18 protein-coding genes and 1 tRNA gene are annotated in these 17,009 nt (G+C 58.8%); 18 read left to right on the top strand and 1 reads right to left on the bottom strand.

Annotation, left to right across the window (positions count from 1 at the left end):
• Nucleotide 1: 1 nt before the first annotated feature.
• The 7 genes from pstB to ACFPB1_RS08705 all read left to right on the top strand — a co-directional run bounded on the left by pstB (nt 2) and on the right by ACFPB1_RS08705 (nt 7,234).
• Entirely contained in the window at nt 2-760 is a 759-nt protein-coding gene (pstB, locus tag ACFPB1_RS08735) for a phosphate ABC transporter ATP-binding protein PstB (RefSeq protein WP_379224105.1), read from the top strand.
• A 23-nt stretch (nt 761-783) separates the two neighbouring features.
• Nucleotides 784-1,443, top strand: coding sequence for a phosphate signaling complex protein PhoU (gene phoU, locus ACFPB1_RS08730; protein ID WP_379224103.1), 660 nt, complete (start codon nt 784-786; stop codon nt 1,441-1,443).
• Nucleotides 1,444-1,608: 165 nt separating this feature from the next.
• Nucleotides 1,609-4,269 carry a DNA polymerase I gene (gene polA / locus ACFPB1_RS08725; protein ID WP_379224101.1) on the top strand — a complete coding sequence of 887 codons (2,661 nt, stop codon included), beginning with the start codon at nt 1,609-1,611 and terminating at the stop codon, nt 4,267-4,269.
• A 61-nt stretch (nt 4,270-4,330) separates the two neighbouring features.
• Nucleotides 4,331-5,200 carry a DNA-formamidopyrimidine glycosylase gene (gene mutM / locus ACFPB1_RS08720; protein ID WP_379224099.1) on the top strand — a complete coding sequence of 290 codons (870 nt, stop codon included), beginning with the start codon at nt 4,331-4,333 and terminating at the stop codon, nt 5,198-5,200.
• A 94-nt stretch (nt 5,201-5,294) separates the two neighbouring features.
• Nucleotides 5,295-5,996, top strand: a complete 702-nt coding sequence (ytaF, locus tag ACFPB1_RS08715; protein ID WP_379224097.1) for a sporulation membrane protein YtaF — start codon at nt 5,295-5,297, stop codon at nt 5,994-5,996.
• 66 nt (nt 5,997-6,062) lie between these two features.
• On the top strand, nt 6,063-6,659 hold the full coding sequence (gene coaE / locus ACFPB1_RS08710; RefSeq protein WP_379224094.1) for a dephospho-CoA kinase: 597 nt from the start codon (nt 6,063-6,065) through the stop codon (nt 6,657-6,659).
• Nucleotides 6,656-7,234 carry a lytic transglycosylase domain-containing protein gene (locus ACFPB1_RS08705; protein WP_379224092.1) on the top strand — a complete coding sequence of 193 codons (579 nt, stop codon included), beginning with the start codon at nt 6,656-6,658 and terminating at the stop codon, nt 7,232-7,234. Before coaE ends, ACFPB1_RS08705 begins: the two co-directional genes overlap by 4 nt.
• Nucleotides 7,235-7,296: 62 nt before the next feature.
• Here ACFPB1_RS08705 and ACFPB1_RS08700 read toward each other — a convergent pair whose 3' ends face one another.
• Nucleotides 7,297-7,515: a small, acid-soluble spore protein, alpha/beta type gene (locus ACFPB1_RS08700; RefSeq protein ID WP_379224090.1), complete on the bottom strand. Its 219-nt coding sequence runs from the start codon at nt 7,513-7,515 to the stop codon at nt 7,297-7,299.
• A 135-nt stretch (nt 7,516-7,650) separates the two neighbouring features.
• Here ACFPB1_RS08700 and nrdR point away from each other — a divergent pair, with 135 nt between their 5' ends.
• The 11 genes from nrdR to ACFPB1_RS08645 all read left to right on the top strand — a co-directional run bounded on the left by nrdR (nt 7,651) and on the right by ACFPB1_RS08645 (nt 16,858).
• Nucleotides 7,651-8,115, top strand: coding sequence for a transcriptional regulator NrdR (gene nrdR, locus ACFPB1_RS08695; protein ID WP_090641931.1), 465 nt, complete (start codon nt 7,651-7,653; stop codon nt 8,113-8,115).
• Between the two features lie 177 nt (nt 8,116-8,292).
• Nucleotides 8,293-8,368, top strand: a tRNA-Ala gene (locus tag ACFPB1_RS08690).
• A 482-nt stretch (nt 8,369-8,850) separates the two neighbouring features.
• Entirely contained in the window at nt 8,851-10,137 is a 1,287-nt protein-coding gene (locus ACFPB1_RS08685) for a glycosyltransferase (RefSeq protein ID WP_379224087.1), read from the top strand.
• A gap of 188 nt (nt 10,138-10,325) precedes the next feature.
• Nucleotides 10,326-10,637 carry a WGxxGxxG family protein gene (locus tag ACFPB1_RS08680; RefSeq protein ID WP_379224085.1) on the top strand — a complete coding sequence of 104 codons (312 nt, stop codon included), beginning with the start codon at nt 10,326-10,328 and terminating at the stop codon, nt 10,635-10,637.
• 183 nt (nt 10,638-10,820) lie between these two features.
• Nucleotides 10,821-11,453, top strand: coding sequence for a TetR/AcrR family transcriptional regulator (locus tag ACFPB1_RS08675; protein ID WP_379224083.1), 633 nt, complete (start codon nt 10,821-10,823; stop codon nt 11,451-11,453).
• 74 nt (nt 11,454-11,527) lie between these two features.
• The gene (locus tag ACFPB1_RS08670) at nt 11,528-12,412 is read left to right on the top strand and encodes a substrate-binding periplasmic protein (RefSeq protein WP_379224081.1); all 885 of its coding nucleotides are present in this window, start codon (nt 11,528-11,530) and stop codon (nt 12,410-12,412) included.
• 86 nt (nt 12,413-12,498) lie between these two features.
• Nucleotides 12,499-13,143 (top strand): amino acid ABC transporter permease, encoded by a 645-nt coding sequence (locus tag ACFPB1_RS08665; RefSeq protein ID WP_379224079.1) that lies wholly within the window; start codon nt 12,499-12,501, stop codon nt 13,141-13,143.
• Between the two features lie 21 nt (nt 13,144-13,164).
• Complete coding sequence (locus ACFPB1_RS08660) at nt 13,165-13,911, top strand: amino acid ABC transporter ATP-binding protein (protein ID WP_379224077.1); 747 nt, start codon at nt 13,165-13,167, stop codon at nt 13,909-13,911.
• Between the two features lie 49 nt (nt 13,912-13,960).
• Nucleotides 13,961-14,383, top strand: coding sequence for an OsmC family protein (locus ACFPB1_RS08655; RefSeq protein ID WP_379224075.1), 423 nt, complete (start codon nt 13,961-13,963; stop codon nt 14,381-14,383).
• 569 nt (nt 14,384-14,952) lie between these two features.
• Nucleotides 14,953-16,215: a sensor histidine kinase gene (locus ACFPB1_RS08650; protein ID WP_379224073.1), complete on the top strand. Its 1,263-nt coding sequence runs from the start codon at nt 14,953-14,955 to the stop codon at nt 16,213-16,215.
• Nucleotides 16,166-16,858 carry a response regulator gene (locus ACFPB1_RS08645; RefSeq protein ID WP_379224071.1) on the top strand — a complete coding sequence of 231 codons (693 nt, stop codon included), beginning with the start codon at nt 16,166-16,168 and terminating at the stop codon, nt 16,856-16,858. Before ACFPB1_RS08650 ends, ACFPB1_RS08645 begins: the two co-directional genes overlap by 50 nt.
• Nucleotides 16,859-17,009: the final 151 nt, after the last annotated feature.

The following is a 17,009-nucleotide window of genomic DNA, read 5'->3' as shown; positions in this document are numbered from 1 at the left end:
CATGCAGCAGGCAGGATTGTCGGCCAGCAACCTCAGCGTGTTTTACGGAGAGAAAGAGGCCATCAAGAGCGTGTCGCTTGAATTCGCGCCCCGCGAGGTGACCGCGCTTATCGGGCCGTCCGGATGCGGCAAGTCGACGTTTCTTCGCAGCCTGAACCGGATGAACGACACCATCAGCGGCGTACGCACGAAAGGTGAAATTTGGATCGACGGCGAAAACATCAACGACCCCGGCGTCGACGTCGTGCTGCTCCGCCAAAAGATCGGCATGGTCTGGCAGCGTCCGAACCCGTTCCATAAATCGATTTACGAGAACATCGCGTTCGGAGCGCGCTACCATGGCGTCCGCAAGAAGCGGGAGCTCGACGCGATCGTCGAGGAGTGCCTGCGGAAGGCCGCGTTGTGGGAAGAGACGAAGGACCGCCTGCACTCGTCGGCGCTCGCGCTGTCCGGCGGCCAGCAGCAGCGGCTGTGCATCGCCCGCTCGATCGCGGTCAAGCCGAAGGTCATTCTCATGGACGAGCCGGCGTCCGCGCTCGATCCCGTGTCGACGGCGAAGGTCGAGGAGCTCATCGCCGAGCTCAAGCAGGAGTACAGCATCATCATCGTGACGCACAACATGCATCAAGCCGCCCGCGTATCGGATAAAACCGCGTTTTTCTACATGGGCAAAGTCGTCGAGTACGACAAGACGGACAAGATCTTTACGAATCCTTCCGAGAAGGCGACGGACGATTACATTTCCGGCCGCTTCGGGTAAGAGGCGAACAGGGGGCGCTGCGCGTGATTAGACGGAAAGAGCTAGACGACGGCCTGGACCAGCTGAAGGCCATGCTCATCGAGATGGGAACCCGCGTGGAAAAAGTGCTCGGCGACGCGATGCGCGCGCTGGAGCAGCTCGATACGATCGCAGCCAGAAGAATCATCGCAGACGATATTAAGCTGAATCAAATTGAAGAAAACATCGATTTGCTCGGCGCGCGCATGATTGCCACCCAGCAGCCGGTCGCCAAGGATTTGCGCCGGATTCTCGTCGCGTTCAAGATGGCGGGCGACCTGGAGCGCATGGGCGATCTCGCCGTGGACATCGCCAAGGTCGTGGTGCGCCTGGACGGCCAGACGCTCGTCAAACCGCTGATCGACCTTCCGCAGATGGCCGGCATCGCGCAGCAGATGACCCGGGAGTCGATCCAGTCGTACGTGCAGGAAAACGTCAATTTGGCCTGCAAGATGGCACAGGACGACGACCAGGTCGACGCATTGTTCAGCCAGGTCATCCGCGACCTGTACGCCGTCATGATGGACAACCCGAAGACGATCTCGCAGGCCGGCCTCATCAGCTTCGTCGGCCGGTATATCGAGCGAATCGCCGATCACGCCACGAACATCGGCGAGAGCGTCGTCTATCTCGTGACCGGCAAGCGCCCCGATTTGAACGCCTAAACAACCCAGGATCCGTGTGTGAGAACTTCGCGCCGGGTCTTTTTTTCTATACGGCGAAGATGAAGCTTTCCTAATGTTCGCGTGAGGCGGATCCATTGGGAAAGCTTGTTTGCTTTATGCTATGATAGTGCCAAGGAAATCAAAGGGTGAGGAGTGCCTCTTCGGATGGATAAATGGGTATTGATCGACGGAAACAGCATCATCTACAGGGCGTTTTTCGCGATGCCGCCGCTGACGAACTCGGCCGGTCTGCACACGAACGCGGTGTACGGCTTCACGACGATGCTCCTGAAGCTGCTCGAGGAAGAGAAGCCTACGCATATGCTCGTCGCGTTCGACGCCGGCAAGACGACGTTCCGTCATGAGGGCTACGAGGACTACAAGGGCGGCCGCGAGAAGACGCCGCCGGAACTGTCGGAGCAGTTTCCGGTGCTCAAGGAGCTCTTGCGCTCCTTCGGCATCTCGCAGTACGAGCTGCCGGGCTACGAGGCGGACGACATTATCGGCACGCTCAGCCGGCTGGCGGACGAGCAGGGCGTGGAGACGGTCGTGGTGTCCGGCGACAAGGACATGCTCCAGCTGGCGTCCGACCATGTCACGATCGCGCTGACCCGCAAGGGCGTCAGCGAGGTCGAGCGCTACGATCCCGCCGAAATCGATGCCAAGTACGGCCTGAAGCCGCTGCAGATCATTGACTTGAAAGGGCTCATGGGCGATACGTCGGACAACATTCCCGGCATCCCCGGGGTCGGGGAGAAGACGGCGCTGAAGCTGCTGCATGAATTCGGCTCCGTCGAAGGCGTGCTCGAGAATACCGGCGGGCTGAAAGGCAAGATGAAGGAGAAGGTTGAGACGCACCGCGACAGCGCGGTCATGAGCAAGAAGCTGGCGACGATCTTCCGCGAGGTGCCGCTCGAGAAGCGGACGGACGAGCTCGTCTATGATGGCTACGACGCGCAGACGCTCGCGGATATGTTCCGTAAGCTGGAGTTCAAGTCGCTGCTCGAACGGCTGGCGCTGCCGGAAGCGGCCGGCGCCGACGCCGCGGCGGTCGCGGCCGCCGCGACGTACGACGTCGTAGCCGCGGCCGAACTGACGGCCGCCGAGCTGACGGCGCTGCTAGCGGCTTCGGAGAGCGTCTATATCGAAGCGATCGGCGATAATCCGCATCAGGCGCGGCTGATCGGCCTCGCAGCCGCCGCCGGCGACCGGGTCGCCGTGGCGACGTACGACGATCTGATGGACGAGCGGACCGCCGCGCCGCTGCGGGCCTGGCTGGCGGACGAGCAGGCGGCGAAGCGCGGCTACGACCTGCACAAGGCGGAGCTGGCGCTCGGCTGGCTCGGCATCCCGCTTCGCGGCATTCGGTTCGACGCGCTGCTCGCGGCTTACCTGCTCGATCCGACGGAATCGAGCCAGACGCTGGCCGCGCTGATCCAGCGTTTCGGCCTGGCCGCCATCCAGACGGACGAAGCCGTCTACGGCAAGGGCGCGCGGCTGCAGGTGCCGGAGGGCGAAGCGCTCGCGAACCATTTGGCGGCCAAGGCGGATGCGGTCCGCAGGCTCGTGCCGCTGCTGTCGGCGGAGCTCGGGAAGGGCAACATGACGAAGCTGAACGACGAGCTGGAGCTGCCGCTCGCCGTCGTGCTCGCCGGCATGGAGAAGCAGGGCATCCAGGTCAATCCGGCCGTGCTCGAGGAGCTCGGCGCGGAGCTGGAGCGGGGCATCGCGCAGTACATGAGCGACATCTATTCGCACGCGGGCATGGAGTTCAACATCCATTCGCCGAAGCAGCTCGGCGAGGTGCTCTTCGAGAAGCTCGGCTTGCCGGTCATCAAGAAGACCAAGACGGGTTATTCCACGGACGCCGAGGTGCTGGAGAAGCTGGAGCCGTATTCGGAGATCGTGAAGCTGATTCTCCATTACCGGCAGCTGACCAAGCTGCAGTCCACCTACGTGGAAGGGCTGCTGAAGGAGATCCGCCGCGATACCGGCAAGGTGCATACGTATTACCGCCAGACGATCGCGGCCACGGGGCGGCTGTCGAGCCAGTTCCCGAACCTGCAAAACATCCCGATCCGGCTGGAGGAGGGACGCCGCATCCGCAAGGCGTTCGTACCGTCGGAGCCAGGCTGGAGCATTCTCGCGGCGGACTACTCGCAGATCGAGCTGCGCGTGCTCGCGCATATCTCGGGCGACGAGCGCATGAAGCAGGCGTTCATCGAGGATGCGGACATCCATACGAAGACCGCGATGGACGTGTTCGGCGTGACGGCCGACAATGTGGACGCCAACATGCGCCGCCAGGCGAAAGCCGTCAACTTCGGCATCGTCTACGGAATCAGCGACTTCGGCTTGTCCAACAACCTCGGCATCTCCAGGAAGGACGCGGCGCGCTTCATCGAGCAGTATTTCGCCGTGTTCGAGGGCGTGCGGGCATATATGGACAATATCGTGGCGCAAGCACGCAAGGACGGCTACGTCACGACGCTGCTGGAGCGCCGGCGCTACCTGCCGGAGATCAAGGCTTCGAACTTCAACCTGCGCTCCTTCGCGGAACGGACGGCGATGAATACGCCGATCCAGGGCACAGCCGCCGATATCATCAAGCTGGCGATGGTCAAGATGGACGCCGAGCTCCGGTCGCGCAAGCTGCGCAGCCGCATGCTGCTGCAGGTGCATGACGAACTTGTCTTCGAAGTGCCGGCCGATGAGCTGGAGCTGATGAAGACGCTCGTGCCGGAGGTCATGGAGCGCGCGATCCAGCTGGACGTGCCGCTGCGGGCGGACGTGAGCTACGGCGACAATTGGTACGAGGCGAAGTAAGACTTTCCGCGAATCCTGTCGTATAATGGGGGGTAGACCATTTGGCAGGGGAGGACTCGGAATGCCGGAATTACCGGAGGTCGAAACCGTTCGGCGCACGTTGAACGAGCTTGTGGGAGGGAAACGGATCGGACGGGTAACCGTGACGCTTCCGCGGATTATACAGCGGCCGGCGGAGCCGGAGGCATTCGCCGCCGCGCTTGCCGGCCATACGATTCAAACGGTAGAGCGCCGGGGGAAATTTTTGCGTATTTTGCTGGACGGGCTCGTGCTCGTCTCGCATTTGCGCATGGAAGGGCGCTACGGCGTGTACCGGCAGCACGAGCCGGTCGAGCCGCACACGCACGTGCGGTTTCATTTCGACGACGGCACGGAGCTTCGCTACAAGGACGTGCGCCAATTCGGCACGATGCATCTGTTCGCGCCGGGCGAGGATCTGGCGAATGCTCCGCTGAACAAGCTCGGGCTTGAGCCGCTGGACGATGCGTTCACGCTGCAGGCGTTCAAGCGCGAGGTCGCGCACCGCACGACGAAAATCAAGCCGCTGCTGCTGAATCAGGCGTACATCGTCGGACTCGGCAATATCTACGTGGACGAAGCGCTGTTTACGGCGGGCATCCATCCGGAGCGGGCCGCGGACACGCTGAAGGCGCCGGAGTGGGCCCGGCTGTACGACGCGATCCGCGCCACGCTCGGCCGCGCGGTCGACGCCGGGGGCTCGTCGATCAAGTCGTACGTCAATGGCCAGGGCGAGATGGGCATGTTCCAGCACCAGCTGCTGGTCTACGGCCGCGAGGACGGCGCCTGCACCCGCTGCGGCGGCACGATCATCAAGACCGTCGTCGGCGGACGGGGCACGCATACTTGTCCCGCATGCCAGCCGCTGCCGGGCAAGCGCACGAAGGTGAAGACCAAGCCGCGGGCCAAATAAGGCACGAGCGGCATGATGCCGCATATGATGTACCATTCATGTTCTAGGCGGATGCACAGAACCTGCATTATCGTCTTCATGGGAGGGACATCTGGTGCTTATTCATGCGTTTTCCTTAGTGCTGCTCGCGTTCGCCGTCAGCCTGGACGGATTCGGCGTGGGCGTGACGTACGGATTAAGACGGATCCGCATACCGTTGCTGTCGATCTGCATCATCGCCTTCTGCTCGGGGCTGGTCGTCTGGCTGTCCATGCAGATCGGCTCGCTGCTCACGAATTACATGCCGCCGATGGTCGCGAAAGCGATCGGAGCCGGCCTGCTCATGCTGATCGGCGTATACGCGCTTATCCAATGGTGGCAGCGCCGGCGCGAGCATACCGGCGATCCGGAAGAACCGGCGCTCCCGCAAGCGGCCGAAGCGGGCGGGCTCACGGCCGGTGCCGGCGCGACGGCTTCGACGGTCGTGATCTTCGAATTGAAACGGCTCGGCATCGTCATTCAAATCCTGCGCACGCCGCATATCGCCGACGTCGACCGATCGGGTGTGATCTCGTCGTCGGAAGCCATCCTGCTGGGCTTCGCGTTGTCGCTCGACAGCTTCGGCGCCGGCCTCGGCGCGGCCCTCGTCGGCTTCAATCCGCTGCTCACGGCGCTCATCATCAGCACGGCCAGCGGGTTGTTCCTCCTGGCGGGCATGCGGCTCGGCTTCCGGTTCGCGGCGTGGCGCGGCATGCGCGCGCTGTCGGTGCTGCCGGGCATTATGCTGATTATCATGGGCTTTATCCGGCTCATGTAGAATACCCTGCGTCGACTCGCTCGCGGCCGGTGCGCGAGCGGCGCGATTACATACGAGGTGAATGCGTTGAAACTGGGACTGACCGGCGGAATCGCCTGCGGGAAGAGCACGGTATCCGCGATGCTCGTCTCCCGCGGCGCCAAGCTAGTGGATGCCGACCAGGCGGCCCGGGAAGTCGTGCTTCCCGGCGAGCCCGCCTTGGCGGCGATCGTCGCGGAATTCGGACAAGCCGTCCTGAACGCCGACGGCACGATGAACCGCTCGGAGGTCGGCAAGCTCGTGTTTAACGACCGCGAGCGGCTGAGTAAATTGGAAGCGATCTTGCATCCCGCCATCCGCAACCGGATGTGGACGCAGATTCGCGCGCACGAAGCGGAGGATCCTAAGCAGCTGATCATTGCGGACATTCCCCTGCTGTACGAGACGGGGCAGGCAGACTTGTACGACGCGGTCATGGTCGTCTATGCACCGCGCACCGCGCAGGCGGAGCGGCTGGTCGCCCGCAACGGACTGACGCGGGAAGAAGCGGAGCGGCGGATCGCGCTGCAGATGGATATCGAGGAGAAGCGCCGGCTGGCGGACTTCGTGATCGACAACAGCGGAACGCTGGACGACACGCGCCGCCAGGTCGACCTGTTCTGGCAGGAGCAGGGATTGCCATGAAGAAACGCCGGTTGCGCAAGCGCGTATTTCTCATCTTGGTTCTGGCATTGCTTGCGCTGCTGTTCATCCGCTCGGAATGGATGAGCCGCTGGCTGTATCCGGTGCATTTCCGTGAGGAGATCGCCGCGAGCGCGGATGCTTACGAGCTGGACGCCCATCTAGTGGCGGCGATCATCCGCGTGGAAACGAACTACAAACCGGAAGCCGTCTCGAAGAAGGGCGCGATCGGCATCATGCAGCTGATGCCCGACACCGCGAATTGGATCATCCAGAAGGGCGGTTTCAAGGATATGACGACCGAGAAGGTGTCGACAGAACCGGAAGCCGGCATCGAGATCGGGTCGTGGTATTTGAATGAATTGAACGCGCAGTTCAAGGGGAATATGGTAAAGGTAATCGCGGCTTACAACGCCGGACCGGGTACGGTCAACCGCTGGCTTTCGGACGGCACGTGGGACGGCCGGGCCGAGACGGTGGACGAGGTGCCGTACGGGGAAACAAGGCACTATATACAGCGCGTCATTTATTATTATAATAAGTACAAGACGCTCTACCCGGATCTTCGGGCGGAATAACAAAAAACTTTGGCCGGACGCCATCGACGGCGACCGGCCAAAGCTTGATGTTCAATCATCGATTAGACGCGACCTGCAAGAGATTGCTCCGCGATTTGAACCAGTTTACGAGTGATGCTGCCTCCGATGGAACCGGCATCTTTCGTGGTGATGTTGCCATAGTATCCGTCTTGTGGAAGAGAGATACCCAGCTCCTGAGCCACCTCGTATTTCATTTGGTCCAAAGCAGCGCTGGCTTGTGGAACTACGAGTTGATTGCTGCTTCCGTTATTGTTAGCCATTCGTTCGTTCACCTCCTTGCGGTTGGTAACTGTATTATGTGCGATAATGGCGGTTTCATTACAGGTAACGTTTGGGAAGTATCGCATCAGACAAGCAATCGAATTCGCATCGCGAGTAGACGGAGGACATAGACGATGAAATGCCCGTATTGCGACTACGCTGGAACGAAAGTGCTCGATTCCAGACCCGCTAACGAAAATAAATCGATACGCCGCCGCCGTGAATGCGAGAAATGCACGCGGCGGTTTACCACGTTCGAAATGGTGGAGGAGACCCCGCTGATCGTCATCAAGAAAGACGGCAGCCGGGAGGAATTCAGCCGCGACAAAATTTTGCGGGGCCTGATCCGCGCCTGCGAGAAGCGGCCCGTCTCCGTCGACCAGCTCGAGATCATCGTGTCCGAAGCGGAGAAGGAGCTGCGCACGACCGCGCAGGCGGAAGTCGAGAGCCGCGAGATCGGCGAGCTCGTCATGTCGCAGCTGTATCCCGTGGATGAAGTGGCGTACGTCCGGTTCGCATCGGTCTACCGCCAGTTCAAGGATATCGACATGTTCATGAAGGAGCTCAACAGCCTGCTCTCGAAGGACCCGCTGTCTTAGACGCGGCGACGTTTCGCAAAGCAACCTGCCGGCCGCAATTGCATGCGGTCAAGGCAGGTTTTTTTGCATCTTGAATCGGGAAAATGTCCTTCGAAAAAAATGAATATTTTTTTGTAGGAAAGACTTGTATAAACCGGATTGTCCATGCTATAATCTTTCTTGTCGCCACTTTAGTACGGGGCCTTAGCTCAGCTGGGAGAGCGCATCGCTGGCAGCGATGAGGTCAGGGGTTCGATCCCCCTAGGCTCCACCAATTAAACAAACACAACCACGTCCGAACGGACGTGGTTTTTTGTTTCATTGGCGGAGCCCCACAAGGGGGCGGACCCAGGGGTTCAGTCCGCGCGGACGAAGCGAGAGCGGAGGAGCACGGCGTCTGAATCTACCGCTAAAAACCTGCTTCGAATTATCTTCGTCAGCATACGATCAAGATTCAGACATCCCACGATGGATTGGCGAGCGAGGCAAGCCGAATCCCCCTAGGCTCCACCAATTAAACAAACACAACCACGTCCGAACGGACGTGGTTTTTTGTTTCATTGGCGGAGCCCCACAAGGGGGCGGACCCCGGGGTTCAGTCCGCGCGGACGAAGCGAGAGCGGAGGAGCACGGCGTCTGAATCTACCGGTTGTCATATATTACCGCCCGTGGATTCGCTGAATTTTTACAACGATTTAACAAATGGCTGTTATAATTCACTATTGAGATAGAGAGCGATTATATAGGAGTGAAACAATGTCTAAATTTTTATTCGCTGCGATGCCGATACAAGGACATGTCAGCCCAGGTCTCCCGATTGCGAAGCGGCTTGTAGAACTGGGACATGAGGTCCTCTGGTATAGTACGTCTAAATACCAAGCCAAAATCGAAGCCGCGGGTGCGCGTTTTGCCAAGGTACAGTCGGCTAAAGATTATGACGATAGCCGGCTTGATGATTCGTTCCCCGAAAGAAGCAAGTTTCAAGGCGTAAACCAAATGAAGTTCGATTTAAAGCATATCTTCTATGGAGAAATGCCTGCATATGCCGCAGATCTAAAGGCGTTATTAAAGGAGTTTCCCGCGGATGTGGTGGTCATGGATGCTGCCTTCACCGGGATGCTGCCGTTAAAGCTGACGGGCAAGGCGCCGAAGATGGCGGCCTACGGCGTGTTTCCGATGACGCTGAGCAGCCGGGATACGGCGCCTTTCGGTCTCGGGATTCCGCCGAGCGCAAGCGCAATGGGTCGCATTCGCAATAAATTGCTGAACGGATTGGTCGAGAAGGTCATGTTCGCGGATGTCCAGAAACATGCGAACCAAATATTGTCGTCGATGAACGTGCCTAAACTTCCGCACTTTGCCTTAACTGCTCCAGCATTGGCATCTGATTTGTTCTTGCAGGGAACGAGTCCGTCCTTCGAGTATCCTCGCAGCGATTTGCCGAGCACCGTTCGGTTCGTCGGCCCTTACTTGCCGGCCAAACCGACGGAATTCACGCCTCCCTCCTGGTGGGACGAGATGAAAGGCCGTACGGTGGTCCATGTGACCCAAGGCACGATCGCGAACGAGGATTTCCATCAATTGCTTATCCCGACCATTAAAGCCCTGGCCGACGAAGATGTACTGGTGGTCGCGACGACAGGCGGGAAGCCGGTAACGAACGTGGATATTCCGCTGCCGGACAATGTTCGCTTGGAGAATTTCATCTCGCATCATGAACTATTGCCGCATGTGGATGCCATCGTGACCAACGGCGGTTACGGCGGCGTACAGCAGGCGATTTATTACGGGGTCCCGATCGTCACGGCGGGCAAGACCGAAGATAAACCGGAAGTGTGCGCGCGCGTTGAATGGTCGGGAGCAGGGATCAATCTGAAAACCGACCGTCCGTCCAAAGAGAAAATTTTGCAGGCAGTGAAGCAAGTGCTGAACCAACCCCGATATAAGAAAAGGGTTGGCGAATTGTCGAAGGAATTCCAGTCCATGGATGCAATCGAAAATACAATCAAGGAATTAAGCAAGCTCGCCTTAAATCGGCGATAACTTTCGACAGTCATAAGAGAATTCCCGAGCGCCCTGGCGGCGCTCTTTTTTTATGATCCGCAGCTGGTGCCATTTTGCTTTTGGTTTGCCCGGCCGTAACCAGTGGGTCCATCCTTCAGAATAATAAATCCGCACCATGGGAAAACCAACGAAGAAATTCAAACTACCCGCAAGGAGTTGAATGAACGTTGAACAAGAAATGTCTCGTTACCTTTCTGCTGGTCGGCTGTTTGACCTTAATATTGAGCGCAGGAGTATTGAGCGCACATGGAACCGTGACGAACCAAAGCAATAACGGCAGCATGAGCAACCAATCGTACGACCGGCAAGGGATGAATACGGATCGCTACCATGCCGCATCGACGACCGGCGGCGACTTTCGTGCCAATGCCGTGAATGATGACAATGGCATGGACTGGGATTGGCTAGGCTGGTTGGGATTGCTCGGCCTGTTTGGCTTGAGAGGCCGCAGCCGTCATCACGAACCGGACCGCAGCTAGTTCCCTTCCTTAGATATTGAACGGCGTTAAGAGGATGCCCCGGCGATTACCCGCTGGGGTATTCCTATTATCATACGCGAGGCGCCGCGGCATTCGCGAGCGTATTGACAATCCCATAGTAATTCGATAGGATTTAATATAAAACTGACTGACTAATCAATCGGGTTAAGGGGGAAAAGGTGGTTGAACAACGAGCAGGATGTACTGGCTACCGGCGAGCGAAGAAGAACCTTCCTGGAGATTGCGCTGCGGCTCTTCGCGAAGCATGGGTACCATTCAACCAAAATTTCGGATATCGTGGCCGAAGCAGGCGTGGCGCAAGGAACGTTCTATTGGCATTTCAAAAGCAAAGAAGCCATCGCGCTCGAGATCGTCGCGGACGGACGCGCCCGGCTGTTAGAGGTGATCGCGCAAGGCTACCGCCGAGAACCGGGGACCGTAGCGGATATGGTACAAGCCTCGGAAGCGCTGCTCGTACGGCTGTTCCGATTTGCTGCGGACCATCGCTATTTCATGGAACTGCTGCTGCAAGGCGGAGCCAGCACCGAGCCGATTCGAAAGGCCTTAAGCGAAACCCGCGCTGCCTTGGAGCATGCCTTTCACCAGAACATCCAACGCGCGGTCGAGCTCGGCATGCTGCCTTCGGCGATCGATACCGAGATGCGCGCGGCGCTGCTCACGGGCTTGATCGAGGGCGTCATCTCGCGATGGCTGCCAGGTGTAGGCCTGTCGAACAACGGCATGGTCTCGAAGACGGCCGAACAGCTGGCGCACGAAACCGTTCAATTCGAGTTCTTCGGTTTGCTTGGCAGTTAAAGGAACGGCGGCGAGGGATGGTGGGTCGATCTGTTGGGCAATTTAAACAAAAACTATAGAGGAGAGAACCGTTCATGCTGTATCCGTCCAAAAAAACGCATTTTCTAGTGATATCCGCCGTCCTGCTGCTCGTATTGGCCATCGCGGGGTGCGGCTCCAAATCCGATCAGGCGCAGGAGCCGGCGACTCCGCCCGCATCCAACCAGTCCGGCAGCACGGCGCCGGCCGGCGATACCGACAATCTGCTGAACCAGATCAAGGCCGCCGGCGTGATGAAGGTCGGTCTGATGGGGACGTATGCGCCTTATAATTTCCTGAACGATAAGAAAGAAATCGACGGCTTCGACGCGGACATCGCCAAAGACGTCGCAAAGCGGCTGGGCGTGAAGGTCGAGTTCGCTCCGCAAGAATTCTCCGGCTTGATCCCGAGTCTGCAGGCCAACAAGATCGACGCGATCATCAGCCAAGTGACGATCACGGATGACCGCAAGAAGCAGATCGACTTCTCGCAGCCGTACATTACCAATGAAGTGAAAATCATCGTTCGCCAATCGAACGACTCCATTACGAAGCTGGAAGATTTCAAAGGCAAAAATATCGGGGTCGGCCTGGGCACGAATGATGAGACTTACCTGCGCAACGAAGTGCTGCCGAAGGTGGGGAAATTCACGATTAAGACCTACGACGACGTGATCACGTCGCTGCAGGATCTGAACGCCGGCCGGATTGATGCCACGATCAACAATCTCTACGCGCTGAAACCGATCGTGGACAAGAACGGCTTTAAAATCAAAGCGGTGGGGACGGCGATCAAGTCCGACCAGGCCGGCATCGCCGTTCGCAAAAATAACCCTGAATTTTTGGACGCGCTGAACAAGGCGCTTTCGGATATGCAGGCTGACGGCACGTATGCGACGATCTTCAAAAAATGGTTCGGCGAGGAGCCGCCGGCGAAGTAACCGGCATAATGAGCAAGGGCTGCGGCGGTTGCGCTACGGCCCTCTGCGCGACGAAGCAAGCGAATTGATAAAGGGGAACTTCATTCATGAGTCTTGTAGGGGACAACCTCTTCTTCTTGTTGAAAGGCGCCTATTTCACCTTGCTGATCACGGTCATATCCATGGCCTTCGGGCTTATCATCGGCATCGTGGTCGCGGTGGCCCGCCTGAAGGGGAATCGCCCGATCCGTTGGTTGGCGCGTTGTTATGTTTCCGTCATTCGAGGAACGCCTGCGTTGGTACAAATTCTCGTGGTGTATTACGGACTGGTGGATTACGGAATTACCCTTGGCCCGCTGACCGCGGCTTGCGTAGCATTAAGCATCAATGTCGGGGCGTATCTGTCCGAGACGTTTCGCGGGGCGATTCTTGCCGTCCCGAGGGGGCAGACCGAGGCGGCTTACGCATCCGGCATGTCGTCTTGGCAGACGCTGCGGCGCATCGTCTTTCCGCAGGCTGCGCGCGTGGCGATCGCGCCGATCGGCAACACCTTCATCGGGATGCTGAAAGAAACCGCGCTCGTCTCCGTAATCACGGTCACCGAATTGGTGCGATCCGCGCAGCTTCTGATAGCCCAGTATTTTGTCAATATGCCTTTTTACTTGGGCATCGGAGCGATGTATTGGATCATGAGCACCGTGTTTGCATGGATTCTCGGGATGGTCGAGAAGCGGTTGTCCAGAGCTTACTAAGATTGAGGTGTAATCCGTACCATGATACGAACGTCAGGACTATCCAAATCCTTTCACCATGTACAGGTATTGAATAACATCGATCTGCGGGTCGATGCCCGGGAGATCGTCGTATTGCTCGGACCGAGCGGTTCGGGCAAGAGCACGCTGCTTCGTTGTCTGAACGGACTGGAGGAGCTGAACGGCGGGTCTCTCGAAGTGAACGGCATTCGCGTGGACGCGGAGATGCCGGCAAGCAAGAAGCGAGCGGGCTTTCGCGACATTCGCCGGGACACGGGAATGGTCTTTCAGCAGTTTAATCTGTATCCGCATAAAACGGTGCTCGGCAACGTGATCGAATCCTTGCTCGTCGTCAAGAAGGTGCCGCGAACCGATGCGGAGCGCGCGGGCATGCGGCTGCTGGAGCGAGTCGGCTTGGCGGACAAGCGGGATCAGTATCCTGCGCGGCTGTCCGGAGGCCAGCAGCAGCGCGTCGCCATCGCCCGCGCGCTCGCCATGGAGCCGTCGGTGATGCTGTTCGACGAGCCGACCTCCGCGCTTGATCCGGAGCTGGTCGGCGAAGTGCTGGCCGTCATGCGCGAGTTGGCGCGGGACGGGATGACGATGGTGGTCGTGACGCATGAGATGAAGTTTGCCCGCCACGTTGCGAATCGGGTCCTCTTCATGGACGGCGGCACGATCGTCGAGGAGCAGACGCCGGACGTCTTCTTCGAGAACCCGCAGACGGAGCGGGCGCGGAAATTTTTGAACCAGTTGAATGAGCATTGATTCTGCCGCTGGGAACGATTCTAAATCTGATACGAAAGCAGGGAACGCCATGAAGGTAATGACGACGTGGAACGGGAAACGACTATTCACATCCGTTGGAGATTCCGGTTATCCGGTTGAAATGGATGCAACGCCTGCCTACGGCGGCGACGGCAAAGGGGCGACTCCGATGGAGCTGATTCTGGCTGGCCTCGCCGGCTGTATCGGTATCGATGTCACGATGATTTTGGATCAATTTCTCGGTTCGATCCGCAGCATCGAAATCGAGGCCGACGGCACCCGGAAGGAAACGACGCCTACAGGCTTCACCGCCATCGAACTGATCTTCCGCGTGGAGGGCGACATTCCGGATTATCGGGTATGGAAGGCGATTCAATTGGGCAAAGAAAAATATTGCGCCGTGTCGGATTCGTTGAGCGCCGACATCTCGTATCGGCTGATCCTGAACGGAGTGGAGACGCCGAAGCCTTAAAAATATGGAAAGCCCCGGCGATTGCTCGCCGGGGCTTTTGTCCTTTTCTCGGGGGCGGTCTACAGTCCGGTTAAACAGACCTTTCCGCTGGCAATGTTATGGAATCAGGAGGTAGTCGCAGCCGGGATTCCAAACGGAGTCCGTTTCTTAGAAAAAGACGCCCCGCAAGATGATGACTAACAGTATGAACAGTACAAGAACAATGCCGATTGCGCCGCCGCAGCCGAAACCGCCAACCGGTCCGCAACCCAGGCCGCCAACATTACCATATCCCATTGTGGTCAGCTCCTTTATTTGAGGTACACCGCATTATATGTCCGTAAAGGCTCGGTGCATGGGCTGCTGTCAGAAAGGGGCGAATGACAGGTAAGGACAATCATCGGGTAAGGACAATGGCCGGCGGGCGATGCAAGCCGGATCGGCTAGAGCGGAACAAACGCTCCATCCTAATGCAATAAACGGCAATCGGCCGCCGAGCGGCAAAAATCCGACCGATCGTTTGATTTTCTCGAAACGCTCGTGGTAAGTTTAAGGGGACATCATCCGAAAGGGGAGCGGGATGCGGGCTCATGAACGACACGACCGCCGATAAGCAGGCCGACGCCGGAGGGGGCTGGAGCGCGTCCCGGACATGGAAGCTGGCGTTCGGACTGAAGCTGTTGCTGAATTTAACGTTGGCCGGCATTTTTTACTTCGATCATTCGATCGCGCTGTTTTGGAGACTCAGTTTCATTTTTATTTCGATCGCGGCCTTCTTGTTCGCCAATTACGTCTATATGAACCAGAGCAGGCGGCGGAGCGGTCTGTTCCACCTGCTTATTCTCGATTTTCTGCTGTCCGCCACGTACGGCTATATCTATATCGCGGGGAATTTCCCGAATCATCTCTTCGTCGGCATCACGGCGCTGGCGATCTTGATGTTCGCGCAGAGCATTCGCGGCATCATCTGGACCTGCCTGCTGCTGCTGGCCGTGTACGTCGCGACGATGGGCAGCTTGGATTGGTACGTCTTCGGGACGTGGGACGAGATCGGCTATTTTACGACCGGGTCGTTCATCGTGTTCGCCGGCATCGTAAGCGTGCTGATTCATTTTTACCGGAGCGCGCGCGCGAACACCCTGAAGCTGTACGGGGAGCTGATGCGGTCGCATGCGCAATTGCAAGCGTACGCGCTCCAAACGGAGGAGTGGGGCGCCGCCAAGGAGCGGATCCGCATCGCGCGGGAGATTCACGATACGGTCGGTCATAAGCTGACGGCGCTGCTGGTTCAGATGCAGGCGGCGCGGAAGCTGAGCCGGATCGATCCGCAGCGCAGCGAGCAGACCTACGCGGAATGCGAGAGCTTGATCCGGGCGTCGCTGCAGGAAATCCGGCTCTCGGTCCGGGCGATACGCGACGAGCCGATCCGTTCGACTTCGCTGCAGGAGCGTCTCGCGGAGCTCGCGCGGGAATTCACCAAGTGGGCGGAGGTGCATACGACGCTGGAGGTGGAGGGAAGTCCCGTCGCGCTGCCGGGCGATCTGCAGCTGACCGCGTACCGCATCGCGCAGGAATCGCTCACGAACGCGCAGAAGCACGGCCATGCCCGGAACGCCGAGATCGTGCTCGCCTTTGCCGACGGCGGATTCTCGCTTCGCATCCGCAACGACGGCGAGGCGCCCGCCGAACTGAAGCCGGGCTTCGGGTTGATCAATATGCAGGAACGGGTACGGGAGTGGAACGGGGACGTGCAGGTAGGAGCGGCCCCGGGGATGGGCTTCGCGGTCGACGTCCGCTTCCCGTATGCCGCCGTTGGAACGGAGCGGAAGCCATTTGAAAATTCTTATCGTTGACGATCAGCGTCTCATGCGCGAAGGGCTCGCGACCATCATCGGCCTGGAAGAAGGCATGGAGGTGGTGGGCACGGCCGTGGACGGCAGAGACGCCTATAATCAAGCCGTCGAGCTGCGGCCGGACGTGGTGCTGATGGACATCCGGATGCCCGGCATGGACGGCGTGGCCGGAACCGAATTGATCCTGCGGCATATGCCGGAGACGAAGGTGCTGATCCTCACCACGTTCGATGACGCAGAGCTGATCCTGCAAGCGCTGGAGAAGGGGGTCCAAGGCTACCTGCTGAAGGATTTGCCCTCGGAGGCGATCGTGAGCGCGATCCATACGGTGTACAATGGCGGCACGGTGCTGCAGCCGGATATCACGGCGATGCTGCTTCGCGAAATGAAAAAAGCGGCGGAGCGCGATCCGGCTGCGGCGCGAACCTTGCCTCCGGAAGCGCCCGATGGTCTGGCGGCGCTGACCGACCGGGAGAAAGAAGTGCTCGCCTTGCTGGGTCAAGGATGTAGCAACAAGGAAATCGCGGAGGCGCTGACGATTACGGAAGGCACGGTGAAGAACCACGTTTCGAATTTGATCGCGAAGCTGGAGCTCCGCGACCGGACGCAGGCGGCCGTCTTCGCGGTCCGTCACTCCCTTTAAGCGGCATCAAGCATGACTTTTGGCATAGCGCATGAGATTCGTCATGCGCGGCGGCCGAAGGTGATGCTTTTTTTGCGTCCGATTCATGACGTTCAACAGATTTGGCGGTTCGGGATCCTTGGTAAGATCAAGTTGCAAGAACGGAGGCGAA

Origin of the sequence: Paenibacillus sp. GCM10023250 (genome assembly GCF_042653205.1) — a bacterium.
Classification (GTDB): Bacteria; Bacillota; Bacilli; order Paenibacillales; family Paenibacillaceae; genus Paenibacillus_Z.
Note: the sequence above shows the minus strand (reverse complement) of the source record. Positions and strands in the feature narration are given on the sequence as shown.

Coding starts and splice junctions, on each gene's coding strand:
- pstB (WP_379224105.1), top strand. CDS start 2: ATGCAGCAGGCAGGATTGTCGGCCAGCAACCTCAGCGTGTTTTACGGA.
- polA (WP_379224101.1), top strand. CDS start 1,609: ATGGATAAATGGGTATTGATCGACGGAAACAGCATCATCTACAGGGCG.
- mutM (WP_379224099.1), top strand. CDS start 4,331: ATGCCGGAATTACCGGAGGTCGAAACCGTTCGGCGCACGTTGAACGAG.
- ACFPB1_RS08705 (WP_379224092.1), top strand. CDS start 6,656: ATGAAGAAACGCCGGTTGCGCAAGCGCGTATTTCTCATCTTGGTTCTG.
- ACFPB1_RS08700 (WP_379224090.1), bottom strand. CDS start 7,515: ATGGCTAACAATAACGGAAGCAGCAATCAACTCGTAGTTCCACAAGCC.
- nrdR (WP_090641931.1), top strand. CDS start 7,651: ATGAAATGCCCGTATTGCGACTACGCTGGAACGAAAGTGCTCGATTCC.
- ACFPB1_RS08685 (WP_379224087.1), top strand. CDS start 8,851: ATGTCTAAATTTTTATTCGCTGCGATGCCGATACAAGGACATGTCAGC.
- ACFPB1_RS08670 (WP_379224081.1), top strand. CDS start 11,528: ATGCTGTATCCGTCCAAAAAAACGCATTTTCTAGTGATATCCGCCGTC.
- ACFPB1_RS08665 (WP_379224079.1), top strand. CDS start 12,499: ATGAGTCTTGTAGGGGACAACCTCTTCTTCTTGTTGAAAGGCGCCTAT.
- ACFPB1_RS08660 (WP_379224077.1), top strand. CDS start 13,165: ATGATACGAACGTCAGGACTATCCAAATCCTTTCACCATGTACAGGTA.
- ACFPB1_RS08655 (WP_379224075.1), top strand. CDS start 13,961: ATGAAGGTAATGACGACGTGGAACGGGAAACGACTATTCACATCCGTT.
- ACFPB1_RS08650 (WP_379224073.1), top strand. CDS start 14,953: ATGAACGACACGACCGCCGATAAGCAGGCCGACGCCGGAGGGGGCTGG.
- ACFPB1_RS08645 (WP_379224071.1), top strand. CDS start 16,166: ATGCCGCCGTTGGAACGGAGCGGAAGCCATTTGAAAATTCTTATCGTT.